Origin of the sequence: Gemmata algarum, from assembly GCF_034097035.1 — a bacterium.
Taxonomy (GTDB): Bacteria; Planctomycetota; Planctomycetia; order Gemmatales; family Gemmataceae; genus Gemmata; species Gemmata algarum.
The window spans coordinates 145,155-164,786 of record NZ_JAXBLV010000211.1 but is presented as its reverse complement, the minus strand read 5'-3'; the positions used below and the strand labels follow the sequence as shown (position 1 = coordinate 164,786).

13 protein-coding genes are annotated in these 19,632 nt (G+C 67.6%); 7 read left to right on the top strand and 6 right to left on the bottom strand.

Annotated elements, in window-relative coordinates; all coding sequences use genetic code 11:
• Position 1: 1 nt before the first annotated feature.
• Positions 2-1,339, bottom strand: a complete 1,338-nt coding sequence (locus R5W23_RS24940) for a COG3014 family protein (protein ID WP_320688659.1) — start codon at positions 1,337-1,339, stop codon at positions 2-4.
• Positions 1,340-1,429: 90 nt separating this feature from the next.
• Entirely contained in the window at positions 1,430-2,065 is a 636-nt protein-coding gene (locus R5W23_RS24935; protein ID WP_320688658.1) for a penicillin-binding protein activator LpoB, read from the bottom strand.
• 297 nt (positions 2,066-2,362) lie between these two features.
• Between R5W23_RS24935 and R5W23_RS24930 the strand changes: the two genes are divergently transcribed.
• From R5W23_RS24930 to R5W23_RS24920, 3 genes are all read left to right on the top strand, one after another.
• Positions 2,363-2,992, top strand: a complete 630-nt coding sequence (locus R5W23_RS24930) for an RNA polymerase sigma factor (protein ID WP_320688657.1) — start codon at positions 2,363-2,365, stop codon at positions 2,990-2,992.
• Between the two features lie 106 nt (positions 2,993-3,098).
• Positions 3,099-7,334: a zf-HC2 domain-containing protein gene (locus tag R5W23_RS24925; protein ID WP_320688656.1), complete on the top strand. Its 4,236-nt coding sequence runs from the start codon at positions 3,099-3,101 to the stop codon at positions 7,332-7,334.
• A gap of 106 nt (positions 7,335-7,440) precedes the next feature.
• Positions 7,441-8,271 (top strand): TIGR03000 domain-containing protein, encoded by an 831-nt coding sequence (locus R5W23_RS24920; protein WP_320688655.1) that lies wholly within the window; start codon positions 7,441-7,443, stop codon positions 8,269-8,271.
• Between the two features lie 187 nt (positions 8,272-8,458).
• Here R5W23_RS24920 and R5W23_RS24915 read toward each other — a convergent pair whose 3' ends face one another.
• Positions 8,459-9,865, bottom strand: a complete 1,407-nt coding sequence (locus R5W23_RS24915) for a DUF1501 domain-containing protein (RefSeq protein ID WP_320688654.1) — start codon at positions 9,863-9,865, stop codon at positions 8,459-8,461.
• Positions 9,866-10,076: 211 nt separating this feature from the next.
• On the opposite strand from R5W23_RS24915, the gene R5W23_RS24910 reads away from it, so the two are divergent.
• Positions 10,077-10,388, top strand: coding sequence for a hypothetical protein (locus tag R5W23_RS24910; protein WP_320688653.1), 312 nt, complete (start codon positions 10,077-10,079; stop codon positions 10,386-10,388).
• 226 nt (positions 10,389-10,614) lie between these two features.
• Positions 10,615-13,542: a sigma-70 family RNA polymerase sigma factor gene (locus tag R5W23_RS24905; RefSeq protein ID WP_320688652.1), complete on the top strand. Its 2,928-nt coding sequence runs from the start codon at positions 10,615-10,617 to the stop codon at positions 13,540-13,542.
• A gap of 74 nt (positions 13,543-13,616) precedes the next feature.
• Here the strand turns inward: R5W23_RS24905 and R5W23_RS24900 are convergent, their stop codons facing one another.
• The 3 genes from R5W23_RS24900 to R5W23_RS24890 form a co-directional block, all read right to left on the bottom strand.
• Positions 13,617-15,350 (bottom strand): DUF1559 domain-containing protein, encoded by a 1,734-nt coding sequence (locus R5W23_RS24900; protein WP_320688651.1) that lies wholly within the window; start codon positions 15,348-15,350, stop codon positions 13,617-13,619.
• A 206-nt stretch (positions 15,351-15,556) separates the two neighbouring features.
• Entirely contained in the window at positions 15,557-17,080 is a 1,524-nt protein-coding gene (locus R5W23_RS24895; RefSeq protein WP_320688650.1) for a DUF1559 family PulG-like putative transporter, read from the bottom strand.
• 183 nt (positions 17,081-17,263) lie between these two features.
• Positions 17,264-18,160 carry a hypothetical protein gene (locus R5W23_RS24890; RefSeq protein ID WP_320688649.1) on the bottom strand — a complete coding sequence of 299 codons (897 nt, stop codon included), beginning with the start codon at positions 18,158-18,160 and terminating at the stop codon, positions 17,264-17,266.
• A 158-nt stretch (positions 18,161-18,318) separates the two neighbouring features.
• Here R5W23_RS24890 and R5W23_RS24885 point away from each other — a divergent pair, with 158 nt between their 5' ends.
• Positions 18,319-18,864, top strand: coding sequence for an RNA polymerase sigma factor (locus R5W23_RS24885; RefSeq protein WP_320688648.1), 546 nt, complete (start codon positions 18,319-18,321; stop codon positions 18,862-18,864).
• Positions 18,861-19,583 carry an anti-sigma factor gene (locus R5W23_RS24880; RefSeq protein WP_261190653.1) on the top strand — a complete coding sequence of 241 codons (723 nt, stop codon included), beginning with the start codon at positions 18,861-18,863 and terminating at the stop codon, positions 19,581-19,583. Before R5W23_RS24885 ends, R5W23_RS24880 begins: the two co-directional genes overlap by 4 nt.
• The last annotated feature ends 49 nt before the right edge of the window (positions 19,584-19,632 follow it).

The following is a 19,632-nucleotide window of genomic DNA, read 5'->3' as shown; positions in this document are numbered from 1 at the left end:
GTCATTTCGCGTCGTTGGTCACGATCTTGCCGACCAGTCGGGCGTCGGGGAAGTTCGCGAGCGCGTAGGTGTTCCGACCGTCGCGGACCTGCACCTTGGTGATGTGCGCCGGACCGATGAATGCCCCGTTCTTACCCACCGTTTGCAGGTTCAGGGTATGTTCGCCGGCCGGCAGTTCGAGCCGGAGAACCTGAATCTTGTCCGGCAGCAGCCCCCAGCACCGGGTGTCGGCGGACTCGGTCGCTTCCCACACCACTCCCGCCGCGTTCAGCGCCAGACTCGTCATCTGGGACTTATCGGTGCCGATCGCCTCCTTCACCCCGTACACGATGCCCTTCTTGACCACCCGCCGGACGATCGCCCGGGCGAGCGTCTCCGTCATGAGCGCCTCGCACTGCTCGCTTGCCATCTGACCAATATCGGTGATCGTTTGCGTCCGGCCTTCGGGGTGACCGATGACGTTGACATTCACGCTCGCCACCTGGTTGATGGGCCGGACCACGCGCGGCACCTTGATCGGTGCGATGGTGGGCGGCAAAGACTGCTTCCCGGCGGCCGTGAGGATGCGGTCCGCGACCAGCATCGCCGCGGTGGTCGCGATCTCGGCCTTCTCGTCCTTGTACGGGCCGCGCCCGATCAGCGTGAAGACGTACAGAACCCCGCACCCCGGGCGCGAGTGGCGGCCGCTCTTCGCTCGTTCGAGGTCTTGTTTGGCGGGCGGGAAGTCGGGCAGCCACTGGGCGACCAGTTCGAGCGACCGGGCCACGTCGTCGTAGTTCGTGTGCGTCTCCTCGCGGAGCGCCGCGTGCAGGTACGGCCCCACCGGGACGTACTTGTAGTTCGCCTTGAGGTTCTTCCCCTCGGCGTCCTTGCTCTTCGACTTCTCGATGATGAGCTGCTGCTTCTGGTTCACCTGGAGCGCGTAGGCGGTGGCGTCGGCCCCGTCGCCAAGCAGGTTGCACAGCGCCAGCATGACGCGGATCAGCACCTTCTCGTAGTCCTCGCCGGCGTAGGCGAGCTGCTGGTCGTCGGTGAGCATGGACAGCGCGCCCTCGGCGAGGTCCTTGCCCTCCTTCTCCTCGAACCGGTCACGGACCTCGCGGAGGAGCTTCTCGGCCTCGCGGTAGTTCCCCTCGGAGAGGAGCACCATCGCGCGGTCGAGCTTGAGCACGTCGGCGTCGCCGCCGTTCTTGGCGATCGCGGCGTCGAGCTTGGTCTTCGCCGCGGTCGTGTTGCCGGAGTTGTACGCCGCGCGGATGTCCTGGAGCTTGTCCGCGTGGGTGGCGCAGCCGATCAGCGCAGCCGACACGACCGCAACGAGCGCGTACAGTTTGGGCATGAGTCGCTCCGCAACGGGTGGGGGTGCAGTTCCGGTGTCAAACCGAGGGCGCCGGGCACGCGCCCCGGCATCGCTCGACCCGAACCCCGATCACGGCAACCGGCTCTTACGGTAGCCCTTGCGGATGGAGGCCGACTCCTTGTCCGGGGTGCCGGTCTGGATGTTCACCAGCTCGAGTGTGAGCATGTAATCCTTCTGGGTGGCGTCGTTGTTGCGCGTGGTGCCCGAGGTGATCGTGGCGAACAGCAGGTAATCGAACGGTTGGCCCTGTTGCTCCATGATCGCAAGGAACTTCCGCTGGTTGGCCGGGAGGAACATCTCGTCGGGGCGCATCCGGGCCTCGCGCAAACCAGCCTCGGTGAACCGGCGGCTGATCTGTGCGAACACCTGCGAGGTGTTGATCTTTGTGTCGATGATCTCGACGATCTGCTCCTTGAAGTCGCCGAGGTCTTCCGAAGACTTGTTCTCCAGGCCCACGAAACAGATGCGCTTGGGCGCCGGCCCGGGCGCGCCGCCGGGCTGGAGACCGCCCTGGCGCGCGAGCAATTTGCCCAGCGCGTCGTCGATCATCGGCTTGTACGTTTCGGCCCCGGCGGCGTGGCTGCCGACCATGTCCTTCTTGCCGTCCTGAATCACTTCGCCGACCTGCTTTGAGCGGCAGCCGACCAGCGCAGGTGCGGCGGCGAACGAACCCCCGACGAGACCCAAGAAGCGGCGACGATCCATGACGGCTCCTGGCGGCGCGCGGGCGCGGCGCCGCGATCCCCCCGCGGCCCGGACGCCCAAAGTTCAGTGCGCAGTGCGACGCGGCTAATAGCCGCGCGCCGGCCCGGAGGCAAGGCGGAAACGGATTGCAGATTGGGGCAAGCGTCCGACCGACGCGCGGCCGGGACGGCCTTTCGTTTCCGCTTGCCGCTCCGCGGCGGGCGGCGATACCATGCGTGGATTGCCACTCATTCGCGTCTTTCTGGGACGTGCGACAATCGGTGCCGAGCTGGCCGTCGTCGTTGTTGGTAGGAGGATATGGCCAAACCCGGCGCGCCACCGATCACGCAGCCGCTCGCGGGGACGGAACCCGCCCCGGACGCGATCCCGCTCGGTTCGCTCCCTGACCCGGACGCGACCCGGCCCGGGGACGACGCGCTCGTCGCCACCTTCAACCAGGTGCGCGACGAACTCGTCAGCACGCTGATGTACCTCCTCGGCAACCGCGACGACGCCCAGGACGCCGCGCAGGAGGCGTTCCTGAAGTGCTGGCGGGCCCGCGACTCGGTGCCGGACGTGCAGAACCTGCGGGCCTGGATCTTCCGCGTCGCGCTCAACGCCGCCAAGGACTTTCAGCGGAGCGCGTGGAACCGGAAGAGCCGCCCGCTCCCGGAGGACGACCTCATGTTACCCGCCCGGGGCGACGCGCCGGGCCAGGCGGCCGAAGAGCAAGAGGCTCTCGACCGGCTCCGGCGCGCCATCACGCAACTGCGGCAGGACGAGAAAGAAGTGTTTCTCCTGCGGCAGAACGGCGATCTAACCTATGAGCAGATCGCCGAGATCCGCTGCGCCCCGGTGGGCACCGTGAAGACCCAGATGCGCACCGCGCTCATCAAACTGCGCAAGGTGCTCAACCCGCACGCCGCCGAGGACGAATCCTGTTCGTGACGGATCACGGGAGTACGAACGCACGACCGCCCGCCGGCTCCGGGCCGGCGCCCTCAACAACCTTCCCGCCGACCGCCAACCCCGGCGAGGGGAAGGGGACGAGACGATGAACTGCGAACACTGTCAAACCCTGCTGCTCGATCACCTGTACGACCTCCTCGACCGTGACGAGGCCGCGGCGGTCGATACGCACCTCGCCGGCTGCCCCGCGTGCGCGGACGCCCGCGCCGAAACCGCCCGCGTTCAGGGGCTGATCGCCCGCGCCGCCAAGAGCACGTTCCCCGACACCTACTTCACCCCGCCCCCGGCACAGAAGAGCGAGCTGCGCCCCGTCACCGCTCCGGCACAGCCGTCGGTTCCGGGCCGCGCCGGAGAAGGGAAGGGCGGGTGGCGTGTCGCCGCCGTGGTCCCGTGGGTCGTCGCCGCCGCCGTACTGCTCGCGGTTCCAAGTACGGTTGTTCCGGTTCTGAACACCTTCCGCACCGCCGCCGAGGAGGGCCGGGCGGCCGAAGCCGCCGACCGCGAGGTCGCTGCCGCCGCCCGTGCCGTTGAAGAGGTGAAACACGCCCGCACCGCCCGCCTCGGTGACGCCGAGATGCGGCTCGCGACCGCCGAACAGGCCCGCGTCGCGCTGCTCGACCGGTGGCTCGCCGAGCAGAAGGCCGTCGCGCAGGCCGCCTTCACCCGCAAACTCAACGTGAACGTGCTCAAGCCCGCGACCGTCCAGCCGGGCGCGCCGAACGACTTCCTGCTCGTCGTCCGCGACGAGCGCGACGGGTCCGCGCGCCGCTCCCGGCTCGTCGCCGAGGTCCGCGCGAGTGACGCAGTCGTGTTCACCCAGCCGCTCGACCACGAGAAGCGCGGCAACCAGCACCCGATCCGGCTCCCCGCGAGCGTGTGGACGAAACTGAAGCCCGACGCCGAACTCACCCTCGTCGTCGCCGAGGTGGACGAGAAGACTCAGGCCCGCACGGCGCTGCAAGAGATTCGCCTTGCCGGGCCGGTTTTTACCACCCTCCTGACGACCGACAAACCGGTGTACCGCCCCGGGGAGCGGCTGTTCTTCCGCTCGCTCACGCTCGACCGCGTGACGCTCAAGCCGCCGGCGACCGAGCAGGCCTTGCGCTACGACCTGATCCCCGGCACTAACCCGAACGCTCGGGTCGCACCCGTGGCGGTCGCCACCGGGACCACCGGGCTGGTGCGCGTCGGGCACGCGGGCGGAAAGGTCGAGGTGGTGCGGGTCGCCGGCGGGCAACCGGTCCGCGGGGTCGGGTGCGGCGAGTTCGTGCTGCCCCCGGATCTCGCCGACGGCGAGTACACGCTGGTGCTGCGCGAGGTGCCGACCGGCCCGGGCGGGACGGTGACGCTGCCGGTGCCGGTGACCCGCACGGTCAAAGTCCGGTCCGGCACGCGGGACCTGTTCGCGAAGCAACTCGGGTACTCCGGCGCGCGGTCGTTCGCCTCCGGCGACTTGGTCGAGGCGTGGGCGGAACTGAAGACGCTGGACCAGCCGGTCGTGGGGGCCGAAGTGGTCGGAGTGGTCGTCACCGCGGACGGCGTGCCGGTCCCCGGGGTCGAGGCGGCGCACACCACCGACGCGCTCGGCCGCGCGAAGCTCCGGTTCGCCCTGCCCGACGAGGTGCTCGACGGGGACGTGCGGGTGAAGGTCACGTTCCGCTCCGCGGACGGGGTCGAGTCCGTGGCGGACCGCGTCCCGGTCGTCAGCCGGCGGCTCCACGTCGAGTTCTTTCCCGAGGGCGGTGACGCCATCGTTGCGGGCGTGCCGTGCCGGGCGTACGTGCGGGCGACGACCCCCGCGGGCCAACCAGTGGACATCAGCGGCGTCGTCACCGACGGGCGGCAGACGCTGGCCACCGTGACCACGCTGCGGGACGCGGCCGAGCAGGGGGCGAACCGCGGGCTGGCGTCGTTCACGTTCACCCCGCAGGCGGGCGTGCCCACTTGGCTGAAATTGGACGCGCCGCACGGGGTGTACGCGCCCGTCCTCGTGGACGCGCCGGTGAAGGTGGCGGAGGTGGCGGTTGTCGGCGGGGCCGCGGCGATTGCCGGGCGCACCGGATTCAAGCTGCCCGACGCGCGGCTCGACGGCGTGGTGATGAGCGTTCCGGACACGGTCACCGAGCCCGGACAGCCGATCAAGGTGCATCTGTACTCTGTGGGGCAGCCGCGGACGCTGGTGGTGGGTGCCTATGTGCGCGGGCGGCTCGCGGACACGCAGAAGGTACTCGCCGAGCCCGGGCAGCTCACCGAGGCGAAGCTGATGGCCGGCTCCGACCCGCGCGGCGGGGTGGTCCGGGTCACCGCCTTCGAGGAAGTGGACGCGAAGAACGACCCCGACCGTCCGGACCTGAAGCCGGTCGCGGAGCGGCTCGTGTTCCGCCGCCCGGGGGAGGTGCTCAACCTGTCGCTTGCGGTTTCGTCGCCCGAAGCGAGGGCGTTCGTCCCCGGAACGCCGGTCGTGTGCGCGGTGGCGGCGACCGACGAGAAGAACAACCCGGCCGCGGCGGTGCTGTGGGCCGCGGTGGTCAACACCGGGGTTGCGCCGGGCGCGAAGGACCGGGCGCTGCCGACGCACTTCCTCCTGGCAGGGGACGTGCAGAGCCCCGAAGACCTGGAGTACGCCGACTTCCTGCTCACCGACCATCCGAAGGCGCGCGAGGCCCTCGACCTGGTGCTCGGAACCCAGGGGTGGCGCCGGTTCGCCGAACAGAGCCCGCTCGTGCTGGCCGCCGGTAAGGCCGGGTTGCAGCCGACTCCCTTACTGCCGGGTGGGTCCGATTTGACGCGGCTACTGGTTCAGAACGGGCAGCACGCGGTGCTGGCGGAGCAGACCGTAGCGCTCGAGGCCCGCCGGCTCGCGGACACATACGCGCCGCTGTACGAGGCGGCGGTTCAGGCCGTTACGAAGGCGCGGGCGGTGATCGATCAGACCCACGAGAGCGACCGCGACCAGAGCGACGTTCAACAGGCGCAAGCGTCCGAAGCGGCCGTTCGGCGCGCCGCGGCGGAGCAGGAACGCCGGACGGGCGCGGCTCGGGAATCGGTGGAGCGGTTCCGATCGGGTGCGTGGTACGGGGTGGCCGGGTTCGCGGCACTGGCGCTGCTGTGTGGCGGGGTGTCGCTGAACCGCCCGCGGGCGCGACTGCCGCTCGGCTTCAGCACGGTCGGTTCGTTCGGGCTCGCGGCGTTTCTCGTTATCGCGGCCGGTTGGGACACCGAGGTCCGGGGCGATCGAAGTGTAGCCAAGCCAGCGCCTGCGACCGCTGACGCCTGGGCGCCACGTGTCGAGCGAGCCGAACCCGAACTCGCGCCGGCCCCGCGCCTGAAACGCGCACCGGAAGTTCAGAACATGGCCAGCGCGGCGTCGGGTTTGGCATGGGACGGAAAACCGGAAGGGGGCGCGAAGCTCTCTGGTGGTGCCGCCGGTGGTGGCGGATTTGGAGCGGCCGCGCTTCCGGCTCCGGCCGGGCCCGGGGGCCTGCGCCAGCCGAATCTCACTCAGGCTCCGACTCCGATTCCGCCTCCAAAGGCCCCAGCGGTTGCGCCGCCCGCGGGACGGGCACACGAGCGGTTCGCGCCGGGCGCCGTACCGGACCCCGTGGCGCCGCTCGCTGCCCCAAAGATGCTGAAGGCGGCTTCTGGTGGCCCCGCCGGTCCCATTGACATGGGGTGGGCGCCGATCCGTCCGTCTACTGTTACTGCCGCCGATCTTGCGCGGTCCGAACCGGATCTCCAGGGACGGTCCCGATCGCGGCCGAGTTCTGATTGGGCCGTCGTTCAGCTCCAGAAGGCCACCGCCGAAGCGAACCGGTTCGCTCACGAGCGGCAGCGAAAGCTCACCGAAGCGCTCGACGCGCTGTCCGGTAACCGCACGGCGCCGGCGGTCGGTCCGGACAACTTCACCACCCAGGCGTACAACGCCCCGCTGTTCACGCCTGAGAAGATCGAGGCGCTCGCGCTGCGGCAGATCCGCGGCGCGGTGCCCGTACTTCCGCCGCTGGTGGTGCGCGAGTACGCCCAACCGCGGCCGGTGGCCGCGGTGCTGGCGGACGCTGGCGAGTCGCCGGACACGATTCTGTGGCAGCCGGTGGTCGTACTACCCGCGGACGGTAAGGCGGTGCTGAACTTCGCACTCGGCGACGCCCGCGGGTACCGCATCGTGGTCGCCGGCCACACGCCCGATGGGCGGCTCGGTGAGGCCCGCGCCGTGATTGCCGTGCAGCCGCTCGTTTCGCGCACGAATCCGCAGATCGTAACGACCCCGCCGGGTGGGGCGGTTCCGACGACCGTTCCTCCCGCACCGGGTCCGCGGCCTTAGCCCGCTCCTCAGTTACCCTTTTGAACGCGATCCGACCCGCCGGGTGAGCGCCGCTCGCCCGGCGGGTCGATGCGTTTTGATGGGAGACCCCGGAGGGACCGACATCATGACACTTCGCGCGTTCGGGTTGGCGGTCGCGGTCTGCGCTTGCGCTCCGGCGCTCGGACAGGCGCAGCACGTTCTGCTTGCGGACAAGAAGACCGTTCACGGCTACCCGTATGGGCCGCGGGTCGCGCCCCCGTGGGGCTACCCGGGGCTGTACGGCGGGCCGTTCGTCGGGTACCCGGTGTTCCCGCGGTACTACAACAGCGCGTTCACCAACTACGAACCGCTCGGCCCCAACATCGGGGTGTATTCGGGGTTCGGCTCTCCGGGCTTCGGGTACGGCTACCCGGGGTACCCCGGGTATTACGGTTTCCCGGGGCGGATCGGCAACCAGTGGACCAACGGGCTGAGCGCGTACGGCCCGCCGGTGCCGGTGTACGGCCCGATCCCGGGCGTGTTCGGCAATAACGACCTCGTGCGGAACTACCGCGCCGCCCCGGGGATCGGTGGGTACGGGTGGATCGGCATCTACGCTGCGTCACCTCGCCCGCGCCGTCCGAACGTGTCCGTATACCCGACGGTCGAGCGGGTCGGTTCGGCCCCCGCCTACACCGAGACCGTGCCGGCCGCGCCGGTCGCACGCCAGACCTCGTGCTTGGTGCTCTCGGTGAAGGTGCCGCAACCGACCGCCGAGGTGCTCGTTGACGGGCAGAAGACCGCGCAGACCGGCACCGACCGCATCTTCGAGTCGCCGCCGCTCGAAGCGGGTCAACCGTACCGGTACACCGTGACCGCGCGGTGGATCGAGCGCGGGCAAACGGTTGAGGTGACGCGCGAGGTCACTGGCAGCCCGGGCGAGGTGGTCCGTGTCGACTTCAGCACAGGGAAATAAGCCAAGAAGATTGGCCACAAAAAAGCACAAAGGGCACAAAAGAAAACCGAAGACAAAAGAGTGCGTTCAAAACACTTCTCTTCGTCTTCGGTTTTCTTTTGTGCCCTTTGTGCTTTTTTGTGGCCAACTCTCTTCTGTCTTTGCCTTCGGTTTTCCTTTGTGCTTTTTGGTGGCCAATCTTCTTGGCTTAAAGAACCTTCTCGATCAGCTCGCCGTGAACATCGGTGAGCCGCATGTCACGGCCTCCGAACCGGTACGTCAGCTTCTTGTGATCGAATCCGAGCAGGTGCAGCGCGGTGGCGTGCAGGTCGTGGACCTGCACCTTATCCTGAACCGCGTGGTAGCCGAAATCGTCCGTCGCTCCGACGACCGTCCCGCCCTTCGTCCCGCCGCCGGCCATCCACATCGAGAACCCGAACGGGTTGTGGTCGCGGCCGTCGGTCCCTTGCGCCATCGGGGTGCGCCCGAACTCGCCGCCCCAGATCACCAGGGTCTCGTTTAGCAGGCCCAACCGCTTCAGATCGGTCAGCAACCCGCCGATGGGCTTGTCCACCGCGCGGGCGTTATCCTCGTGGCCCTTTTTGAGGTTCGCGTGCTGGTCCCAGCGGTCGTGTCCCAGGTTCTGACACAGCAACTCGACGAACCGCACGCCACGCTGAACGAGCCGTCGGGCGAGAAGGCACTGCCGGCCGAACACTTCGGTCTTCTTGTCGTCAATGCCGTACAGCTTTTGCGTTTCTGTCGTTTCCTTCGAGAGGTCGGTGAGGTCGGGTACGGCCGTCTGCATCCGGAACGCGAGTTCGTAGTTCGCAATCGCCGCGTCGAGCGGGTCGGCATCGCCGTACTTCTCCTTTGTCCCGGCGTCGAGCTTGCGGAGCAGGTCACGCTTCGCCTTCTGTGTTTTCGCGCTCTCGGTCGGCGGGGCGATGTCCGCAACGGGGTGCGGGCCGTGCTTGAACACCGAGCCCTGGTACGACGCGGGTAAGAACCCGTTGCCGAAGCAGTCCGCGCCGCCCGGCGGGATCATGCCGCTGCCCAGCACGACGAACCCGGGCAGGTCGCGGCACTCGCTGCCGAGCCCGTAGGTCACCCAAGACCCGAAGCTCGGGCGCCCCTGGAGCCCGGAACCGCTGTGCCAGAAGTAGTTCGCGTTGGTGTGTTCGGAGAAGTTCGCGACCACCGAGCGGATCACCGCGAGGTCGTCCGCGCACGCGCCGACGTGCGGGAACAGGTCGCTGACGGGCAGCCCACACTGGCCGTACTTCTTGAACTTCCACGGGCTGGCGAGCGTGTTGCCGACGTTGTTGAACTGGGTCGGCTCCGTCTTCCCGGGGAACGGCTTGCCGTGGTACTTCTCGAGCGCCGGCTTCGGGTCGAACGTGTCGATCTGGCTCGGCCCGCCGTCCATGAACAGGAAGATCACCGACTTGGCCTTGGGGGCGAAGTGGGGCTTCTTCGGCGCCATCGGGTCGGCGCCCGGGGCACGGGCGTCGGCCGCCCGCGTGTCATCAGCAAGTAGGGCGGCCAGCGCGGCGGCACCGAACCCGTTGGCGGAGCGGAGAAGCAGCTCGCGGCGCGAAAGTGGGACGTGCATGGTGGAGGCGGGGTGGTTGATGGTGGGCGGCAACGCCACCCTGGCGGGGCGAACGTGCGAGGCGGTAAACTCTGTTCGGACAACGCGCGGTACGGGTGCGGCGTTGTTGGCTGTTGCTTACATCCTAAACGCAGAGCACCGAACGCCAAACAGCAAACTTCCGGCTCCCGAAATGCAGAGCCGGACAAACCGGGGGCGGCCGGAGCAGCATATGGAACTCGGCGATTACTCCTCGCGCTTCCTGGCGGCGCTGGTCGGGGCGCTCCCGAAGTTCGGCGAGCAGCCCCCGGCCGGGTCGGACGATGGCGGCTTTACCGTAACGTTCCTGACACCGTCTGGCGCGACCGGGTGGGTAACCACGGAAGAGTTCGGCCGGGTCACCGTTGGGTCCGGTTCCTGGCACGCACACTTCGGTGGGTGGGCGGACTCCGTGGATGCGCACGACTTTGAGCAGGCGATCGGGTGCATCCGCCGGTTGATGGCAAGGGAGAATGGGGCGTCGGGTGGTGTGCTGCCGCTGTAATTGAGGGAAGGGTGAACGTGACCGACAAACTCTTGGTGGGCGAGTACGAGTGGCTGACGACTGTTGTCACCAGCCTCTTGAAACGTCGATTGCCGGGCGGTTGCGATGAGCGGGCTTCGTTCCGCGGTTGGTCACGACGAGGCAGACAATTCAGACAATGAGTGTGCCGTCGGCCGCGTTGAGAGGAGTACTCGGGTAGATTGGTACTTCCGACCCGGGGGCGTCCATGAGTTCCGGCGCGAACCTGACCCACGTCGTTCGACAGCTTCCGTCCCCGCACGGCGCTCACCGCGGCGACCCTGAACTACTGGACCGGTACGTTCGGGAACGCGACCAGGAGGCGTTTGCGGCTCTGGTCCGACGATACGGCCCGCTGGTGCTCGGAGTCGCGCGCCGGCAACTGGTCGACCGGCATCAGTCCGAGGACGTGTTCCAGGCCACGTTCCTGGCCCTGGCCCGGTCCGCTGCAAAGCTCGGCGGGCGCCCGGCTCTGACCAACTGGCTCTACACGGTCGCTCTTCGACTGGCCCGAAAGCTCCGCGCCCGAAATTCGCGGTTTAAAACGGTCGAGCGTGTCGAACCCGCGGACCCGGCGTGCGAACGCGATCCGCTTGCTGAGATCACAGGGCGCGAGCTCGTGCGCGTGGTCGACGAAGAACTCGCGCGGCTCCCCGAGCGGTTGCGGTTACCGGTGCTGTTGTGCTGTGTGCAGGGGCTATCGCGGGAAGAAGCCGCCCAGAGCCTCGGGTGGTCGCCCGGGTCGGTGAAAGGGAGGCTCGAGCGCGGGCGCCAGAAGCTCGCGACCCGGTTGGCGGCGCGAGGGCTGGCGCCGTCGGCGGTGCTGCTCGCCCCGCTCGCCCCGGTCACCGTCCCGGCTGATCTCCTCGCCCGAACTGTTGCATCGGCGTTGGCCCCGTGGGCTCGGTCCGCATCGCCCGCGGTAGCCGCGCTGGCCGCAACCGGTATGCGTCGGCCGCTCCCACCTGCTGTTCTTGCGGCTTGTTTTGTGGCAGCCGTGACGGCCGGTGTGTTCGCCCTGATGGAAGAACGGGCCGCTCAGCCCTTGCCGCCGGCCGGCCCCGTGAAAGTGCCGCCGAAGACGGTTCTGGTGCCCGACGATCCGCTCCCGACCGGTGCGACAGGGCGGTTCGGCTCGACCCGGTTCCGCCACCCGACGGAAATTAGCGAGCTGTGCGTGTCCGCCGACGGCAAATTCGCGGTTGCCAGCAGCGACAGGTACCCCAACGGCGCACACCGGGCTTACGACCTGAACACCGGTCACGCGCTGTTTACCCTCGAAGGCTGGAACGGCGACCGATTCTTTACGGCGGTGGCAGTGTCGCCTGATGGAAGAACGTTGGCAACGAACCAGAACGGCACCCTTCGGCTCCACGACGCGGCCACCGGCAAAGAAAAGACGCGCATCAACTACGTGGTGCCGGCGCCGGGTGTCAAAACGCGAGACTTCACGTTCCGAACCTCCAAGTTGCTCGTGTTCGCGCCGGACTGCACGCATGTGCTGATTGCTGCGGGCGACGGGAACGCGCTAGTGTTGGTCGATCCGGTGAAGACTGCGGAATTCGAATCCGTTCAGGTATCTCACACGTTCCCCCACAACCAACTCGTTCATGCGGCTGCGTTCTCGCCCGACGGTAAACGCATTGTCGGAGGTGGAGAGGAGCAGGATAAGGGCGTGTACTTCGCCCGGCTGTGGAACGCGGAGACGGGAAAAGAACAGCACCGGCTATGGTTCGGAAAGGGCAAGATTCGCTGCGTGGCGTTTTCCCCCGACGGGGCCACCGTGGCCGTCGGGGGCGACGGCGAAAATGGTAAGGTCACGGTGACACTCTTCGAGGCCGCCACCGGCAAAGAGCGGTTGCAGCTTCCGTTCCCAAATACTGCGCGCGTGCGATCGGTTGCCTTTTCGCTGGACGGCAAGACACTGGCCGCGTCCGGTAGCTCCTATTCCCCGGGCTTCGATTCGTTCTCGGGTGATGGTACCACTCGACTGTTCGAGGTCGCCACCGGTAAGGAGGCGCTCACGATCGACCGGATGGCCATTGGGCTCCGATTCGCGCCGGACGGCGGGGTACTCGTCGGGGCCGTTGCGAACGCCATTTACCGCTGGGACACAACCACGGGTAAGGCCCTCGCCCCCGAAGGCCCGAACAGTCAGATCGAGTCCATTGTCGTAGCGCCCGACGGCTCGCGGATCGTCGCCCGCGAACTCGCCGGCGCGGCCCACGTTTGGAACGCCCGGTCCGGTAAGTACGTGCAGCGCCTGAGCGTCGGTTGGGGCTCCAGATCGGCTGTGAGCCCAGACGGACACTTGCTCGTCTGGCTCGAAGCCGACAAGACCGCAACGTTCACCAAGCCGTCGCTTCCGGGGCGTACGCTCACAGGCAGCCGATTGCGAACATTTGACTTGACGGCCGGTGCGTTCGTTGAACGGTTCGACGGGATCAAAGGCGGGATCAGCCGCGTATGTTTCACGGCCGATAGCAAGGCACTCGTTACGTCCGGCAGTTGGGGCACAGGCACGCGGTTTTGGGACGTGGCGACCGGTAAACTGGTGCGATCGTTTCTCGCTGACGAGAAAGAGCAACCGCACGGCACTTCGTGCTCGGCCCTATCACCGAACGGGAAGATATTCGCGGATGCCACCTACAGCAGTCATTCGAGCGCGTCTGCCGTTTACGCGGTTCGACTTTGGGACACCGAGACAGGAAAGAAGTTGCACGACCTGTCGGGTCACACGGATCGCATCGGAGCAGTCGCGTTCTCTCCCGACGGCAAGTACCTCGTCACCGGCGAACCGCCCTACCCGTTCAAGTGGGAGCGGAGACCGCGCGCCGGTCACGTGTTCGTGTGGGAGGTGGCGACGGGGCGGCGGGTCGCGTCGCTGCCGATCGAGATCACCGCGGTCGCGTTCGCACCGGACGGTAAGGCGCTGGCGGTCGCGGTGGCGGACGGCACGATCCAGTTGTGGGACGCGGGGACGTGGCAATTGAGCGGCGAGTTCCCGGGGCCGCGGGAGTGGGTAACGGCCCTGACGTTCGGGCCGGACGGTCGGTTGTTCTCGGGGGCGACGAACGCCGAAATTCTGGCGTGGGACCTGCGGGCGGCGAAGCGTCCGTCAGCGGACCGGAAGTGATCCGACCGGTCGGGCGCAGCCGCCCGCGGATCGAACGGCTGCGCCGTTCGATCTGCGGGTTCGATCTGCCGGACTCACTTACCCTTGTCGATGTCGATCACCTCGCCGCCGTTGCGGGTGAACGCGGCCTTCAGCGTCTTCTCGTCGATGGTCGTGCTGATCGCACGCACCGAGCCGTCGCCCATGCCGACCTGGAACACCTTCTGGCCGCCCGGGGGCACGATCTTCGGCAGCGGCTTTTTCGGGTCGAACGGGAAGTCGTCCGGCTTGGCCCACGGTACCGAGTCCTCCGTCTCGATCAGCGCAATGGTGTTCGACAGGCCGTCGGTGAAGTGGGCGAACGTGAGCTTCATCTTGGCGGTCGGGTCGAACGCCGCGCCCGGGCCGCTGATCCCGCGGTAGTTGGTCGTCCCCCACTCAAGATTCTCCGGCAGCGTTGCGCTGGGCGAAGTGAACACCCTGATGCGCACCTGCGACCACTGCTTGTTGTTCGCACTGTCCCAGGGCTCGTCCAGCTTGAACTTGTTGTACAGGTTGTTTTGCTCGATGTACGGCAGGATCGCCACCCGCCAGCTCAGGATCGGCTTGCCGTTCTTGTCCACGATGTCTTGCGGGAGGTGCCCGTTGGCGTCGTGGTAGCTATGGATCGCCAGCATGAGCTGTTTCAGGTTGTTCTGGCTTTGCGTGCGGGCGGCCGCGGTGCGCACCTTGCCTACCGCCGGGACCACTGCCGCCGCGCCGAACGCCGACATCCCGCTCAAGGTGACGAGCACCTCTTTCGGGAGCGGCACCGCGACGGCCAGCTCCGCTTTATCGCGGGTGATCAGCTTCGGGTCGGTGAGCGTTTCGTTCAGTCGCTCGATGGCACCCAGCGCGAACACGGCGGCGAGCGCCTCCGGCAACTCCTCCGGGCCGCGCGGGGTCTTGATCTTCGGGTCGTAGAACTTCTCTTCGAGTTCCTTTTTGGTCTTCGCCAGCTCCTTGCGGCCCAGGTCCGCGAGCGCCTTGACGGCCTTTTCGGCGTCTCGCGCCGCGGCGTCGTCGGCGTACCCGGCCCGCACGTCGAACCGCGCGTCCTTGCCGAGGTCGACTGCCAGCGTCAGTTGCTTGGCCTTGAGGATCGGCAGGGCCTCGGGGGGCACGTCCTTGAAGGAGTCGGGCGGGATCGGCAGTGCGGAGAGGTCCGCGGACGCCACCACCACCTTCGCGGGCGAGGCGGCCAGTTTGATCGCGTGAGCCATCGGGCCGTCCTTCGCGGGGGCCTTGGCGAGGTACGCGTCCAGTGAGCCCTCGGACCCGATCACGATGTGCTTGTCGTCCGGGAAATAGAGGTCGATTGGCATGTCCGGGCTGCGGTACACGGTCTTCCCGTTCACCTTCTCGGTGGTGTGGTTGGGCAGGTACGTCTTCAGCACCTTCGCCGGGTCGAACGCGGCAGAGAACGCCAGCACCCCGACCGCGTGCGGCCTCTTCTTGTCGTCGATCAGGACGAACGCGGTGCCGCGCGAGATCGTGGACGGGGCCGGGACGAACTGCCGGTCGAGTTCGGCCAGCGCTTTCGGACCGGCCTTCTCCCACGTTTTGCGGAACCCCTCCATCACCTCGTTCTTCCACAGATCCGCAAGCCGGACGTGGACGAAGCCGGTGGCGTCGGCGGGGACCATTGCGAGGTCCGCAGGCAACTCGACCGCCGGTTGTGCGGCGCGCGCCGCCCCGGCTTGGGGTCGAACCTCGGGGTGTAGCAGCGCGACCGTAGCGGCCAGCGCCGCGACGACGGCGAACCCGCCGGCCCGGAGTGTGAATCGCATAGGAGGAACTCCTTGAGGAGAGCATTCCGAGTTCCGGCGGGCCGGTCAGCGCGCCGCCGGTGCCCAGCTTGGAACCCGAAATCTGGGACTTGAGACGACCGCCCGAATGGGCGGTCGTGGTTGAGCCACGCGTTTTAACGAGCTGCGATCGTCGTGCCGGGGCGTGCCCCACTCACGGGCGGTCGGGGCTCGTTCCCAGCCGGCGCTTAGAAATCGTTCCCGATTACCTCGCCGCCGCTGCGGGTGATGAGCGCCTTGAGCGTTTCCTTCGACGGCAGTTTCGCGAGCGTGCGCACCGAGCCGTCGCACATCGTCACCTGCGCCGTTCCGTTCACGACCAGCCCGAACAGCTTGGTCGGGTCCTTCTCGGGGTCGAACTCCAACTCGTCCGGTTTGGTCCACGGCACCGCGGTCGCTCCGGTCGCGCACAGCACGGTGTTCGAGGTCCCGTCGGCGAAGCCGGTGATCTGGGTGCCGGTGAGCCAGTCGAACGCGGCGCCGTTGCCGACGAACGCACGGTAATACGTGTCGGTGCCGCCCGCCTTGGTGGCCTCGGGGAGGGCGTACACCCGGGGCATCTTGGCGAGCAACTTCTTGTTGTTCGGGCCGTCCCACGGCTCGTCCAGTTTGAACTCCTTGTACAGCTTTTCCTCCTCAATGTACGGCAGAATGAGGACGCGCCAACTGAGCTGCGGCTTGCCCTTCTTGTCGCACACCGCGGCCGGCGGGAAGTGCCCGTGGGTGTCGTGGTAGTTGTGCAGTGCCAGCCCGATCTGCTTCAGGTTGTTGGCCGACCGGTTCCGGACCGCGACCTGCTGAGCGCCCTTGACGGCGTCGGTGTAAGCGGCCGCCAGTGGCAACCCTTCCAGCGGCAGGGTGGCGGTCACGCGAGCGTCGGTGCCGTCCCGTTCGAACTTGCCCCCCTTCATACTCGCCAGCAGCGCTTTGAGAACCGTTACCCCGTCTTTGACCGCGGTGTCTTTTTCGAGGGTCACGAGGCTACGGGTCAACTCCTCGGTCAGGAGTTTGGTGATCGCGGCCAGGGCCTTCTCGGCATCGGCGGCCTGCGCCGCGCGCATCGCTTTCACCGTCACCGCGAGATCGAGCGACTGGCCCAGGTTGACGGTGGCGACGAGCGCGTCGGAGGCAAAGATCGGCTTGGCGACGCGGAACGGGCCGGGGAGGTTGTCTTTCCGCAGTTCGTCGGGCAGGTTGGCGAAGGTGAGCCCGGCGACCAGGGCGTGCTTGCCGCTCGCTGCGGCCTTGATCGCGCCGGTGAGCGGCCCGTCTTCGTCGGCCGGTCTCGGCTTCGGGTCTTTGGTGCCGAAGTTCTGAAGGACGAGGGCGGCCTTATCGTTCAGCGCCGACACACTGAACTTCACACCGTTGGGGAGCAGGGCCGGCAACCCGGCTTCGAACTTTTTCTTGTCAAAGGGCTTGGTGAACGTGACGACGAACCCGACCTTTTCGGAGTCCTGCGGGCCTGTTAGGCGTGGCACGAACACGACCACCGACTTGAGATCATCCACGCTCATCCCGAACTGCTGGGGCGCCGCCGCTTCGATCGCCCCGAGGACCCCCTTACGGTCGGCGGCGCGAATTCCTTTGACCGCCTCGTGTGACAGCACCCGTGCCGCATCGACGTACAGGAACAGCGCGGCGTCGTGCGGGACGTAGCTCAGTTCGACCGGAAGCGGCGGGTCGGCGCAAGTCCGAGGGCCGCGTTGCATTTGTCCCCTAAGCGGGTAACGTGGATCGTGAAAAAGTGATCCGTGTATCCGTGCGACTGCCGAAGCCGGCCGGTCGAGCTTGCGAATCAGCGGAAGAACCATCAGCACTTGAGGTGAGGGCTTGTCATGGTTGGAACTCTGAATCGGCGGTTGGCCGGGTTGGCGCTCGCCCTTGGGGCGGTTTCACTGGTACCCGCGACGGGGCTGGTGCAAGCCCAGCAACCGGGGCGTGCTCGCCCGGCCGGCAGTTACTCGTACGTCCCGCAGGGCACATGGCGCCCGGCCGGGTTCAATAACGCGGGTAACATCGGCGGCATCGGTGGTGGTATTAACGGCATTCAAGGCGGTCAGATCCAAGGTGGTATTCAGGGCGGCCAGATCCAGGGTGGTATTCAGGGCGGCCAGATCCAGGGTGGTATTCAGGGCGGGATCGGCGGGATCGGCGGCGTCGGCGGGATTCAGGGTGGTATCGGTGGGATCGGTGGCGGCATCGGTGGTATTCAGGGCGGGATCGGCGGTGGTATCGGCGGGATTGGTGGTGGGATCGGCGGGATTGGTGGAGGGATCGGCGGGATCGGTGGTGGTATCGGCGGGATCGGTGGCGGGATCGGCGGCGGCATCGGTGGTGGCATCGGCGGGATTAGCGGTGGCATCGGTGGGAACATCGTTACGTTCCCGTCGATTGGTAGCTACCTTGGTGCTGGCATCGGCGGGATCAGTGGTGGCATCGGCGGGATCGGCGGTGGTATTGGTGGTATCGGCGGCGGTATTCAGGGCGGTATCGGTGGGTTCGGCGGCGGTATTCAGGGTGGTATCGGCGGCATCCAGGGTGGTTTCGGCGGTGGTATCGGCGGCATCCAGGGTGGGTTCGGCGGTGGTATCGGCGGCATCCAGGGCGGGTTCGGCGGTGGTATCGGCGGCATCCAGGGTGGGTTCGGCGGTGGTATCGGCGGCATCCAGGGTGGGTTCGGCGGTGGTATCGGCGGGTTCGGCGGCGGTATCGGTGGTATCGGCGGCATCCAGGGTGGGTTCGGTGGTGGGATCGGCGGCATCCAAGGCGGTTTCGGTGGGGGCAAACAACTTGGGTTCAGCGGCGAAACCGGCTACTAGCCGTTTTTGCTCGGTGAGCTAATGAGAATTGAGTCCAGCCCGTGACTCGGGTCACGGGCTGGACCATTTCTGCATCTGCGATTGGTAGCGTCGCGAATGATTGTGTCGTGTAGTGAGCGGGGAGGGCGGTGCTGGTGACAGACAGCGTGCTCCCACGGATCGCGGCCGGTGACCCGGCGGCCGTGTCGGACTGCATCACTCGCTACGGCGGGCTGGTGTGGTCACTGGCGCGCCGGTTCCTCGGGAGCCCGAGTGACGCGGAAGATGCCGTGCAGGACGTGTTCATCGAATTGTGGAAGAACGCGGGTCGGTACGACCCGGACCGCTCGTCCGAGCCCACGTACGTGACCATGATCGCACGCCGTCGGCTCATCGACCGCCGGCGCCGGGCGTCTCGCGTGCCCGGAGCGCAACCCCTCGCCGAAGAGCCGCCCGCGGGGGAAACGCCGGTCGATCGGATCGAGATCGAGGACGAGGCTGCTCTGGCCGCGGCGGTGCTGGCCGGGTTGCGCGACGAGGAGCGCAGCGTGATTCGGCTGGCCATCTACGACGGGTTGACGCACGAGGAGATCGCGGCCGCGACCGGGTTGCCGGTCGGTACAGTTAAAACGCACATCCGCCGCGGGCTGATTCGCGTGCGCGAGCGCCTGACCCAGAAGGGGGGCGGCGCATGAGCCTCAAACACGACCGATTAGACGAGTTGCTGGCCCTTGAGGCGACTCAGGGACTGGCTCCCGCCGATGCGGCAGAGCTGGACGCGCTGCTCGCACAGTTTCCGGACGAAGACCCCGACGGTTTGGAACTGGCTGCGGCGGCAATCCACCTTTCGCTCATCGGACCGCGGGAACCGCTCCCGGCGGACCTTGCAGAGCGGCTCGAACTGACGGCGGTAGCGATGCCGTCCGTGCCCGTCCGCCTTGCAAAGCCGCGGCCCTCCCGCGCGTGGGTTGCGTGGTCGGGGTGGGCGGTGGCGGCTTCGCTGGCGTGTGTGCTGGCGTTCGCGCTGTGGCCCAAGAAGGAGCCGACGCTGGCCGAACTGCGCGACCGGTTGCGCCCGCAAGCGGTCGCGTTCGCCGCGGCGGACAAGCCGGGGCTGTCCGGCGAGGTCCTCTGGAGCACCGCCAAGCAAGAGGGGTATCTCGAACTCAAGGGGCTGCCGCCGCTGGACCCCTCGAAAGAGCAGTACCAGCTCTGGATTGTGGACCCGACGAAAAAGCAGCCGGTGGACGGCGGGGTTTTTGACGTGCGGCCCGACGGCACGGCCCTCGTGCGGGTGCGGGCGCCGATCCGCGTCGGCGAGGCTAACGCGTTCGCGGTTACAAAGGAAGTCGCGGGCGGGGTCGTCGTCAGCGACGGCCCGCACCTGCTGGTGCTCAAGCCGAAGTCGGGTTGAGGGGCTCCCGTCCCCGTCGCGAGGGCACTGCTGGTCCCGGGCGCTGAGG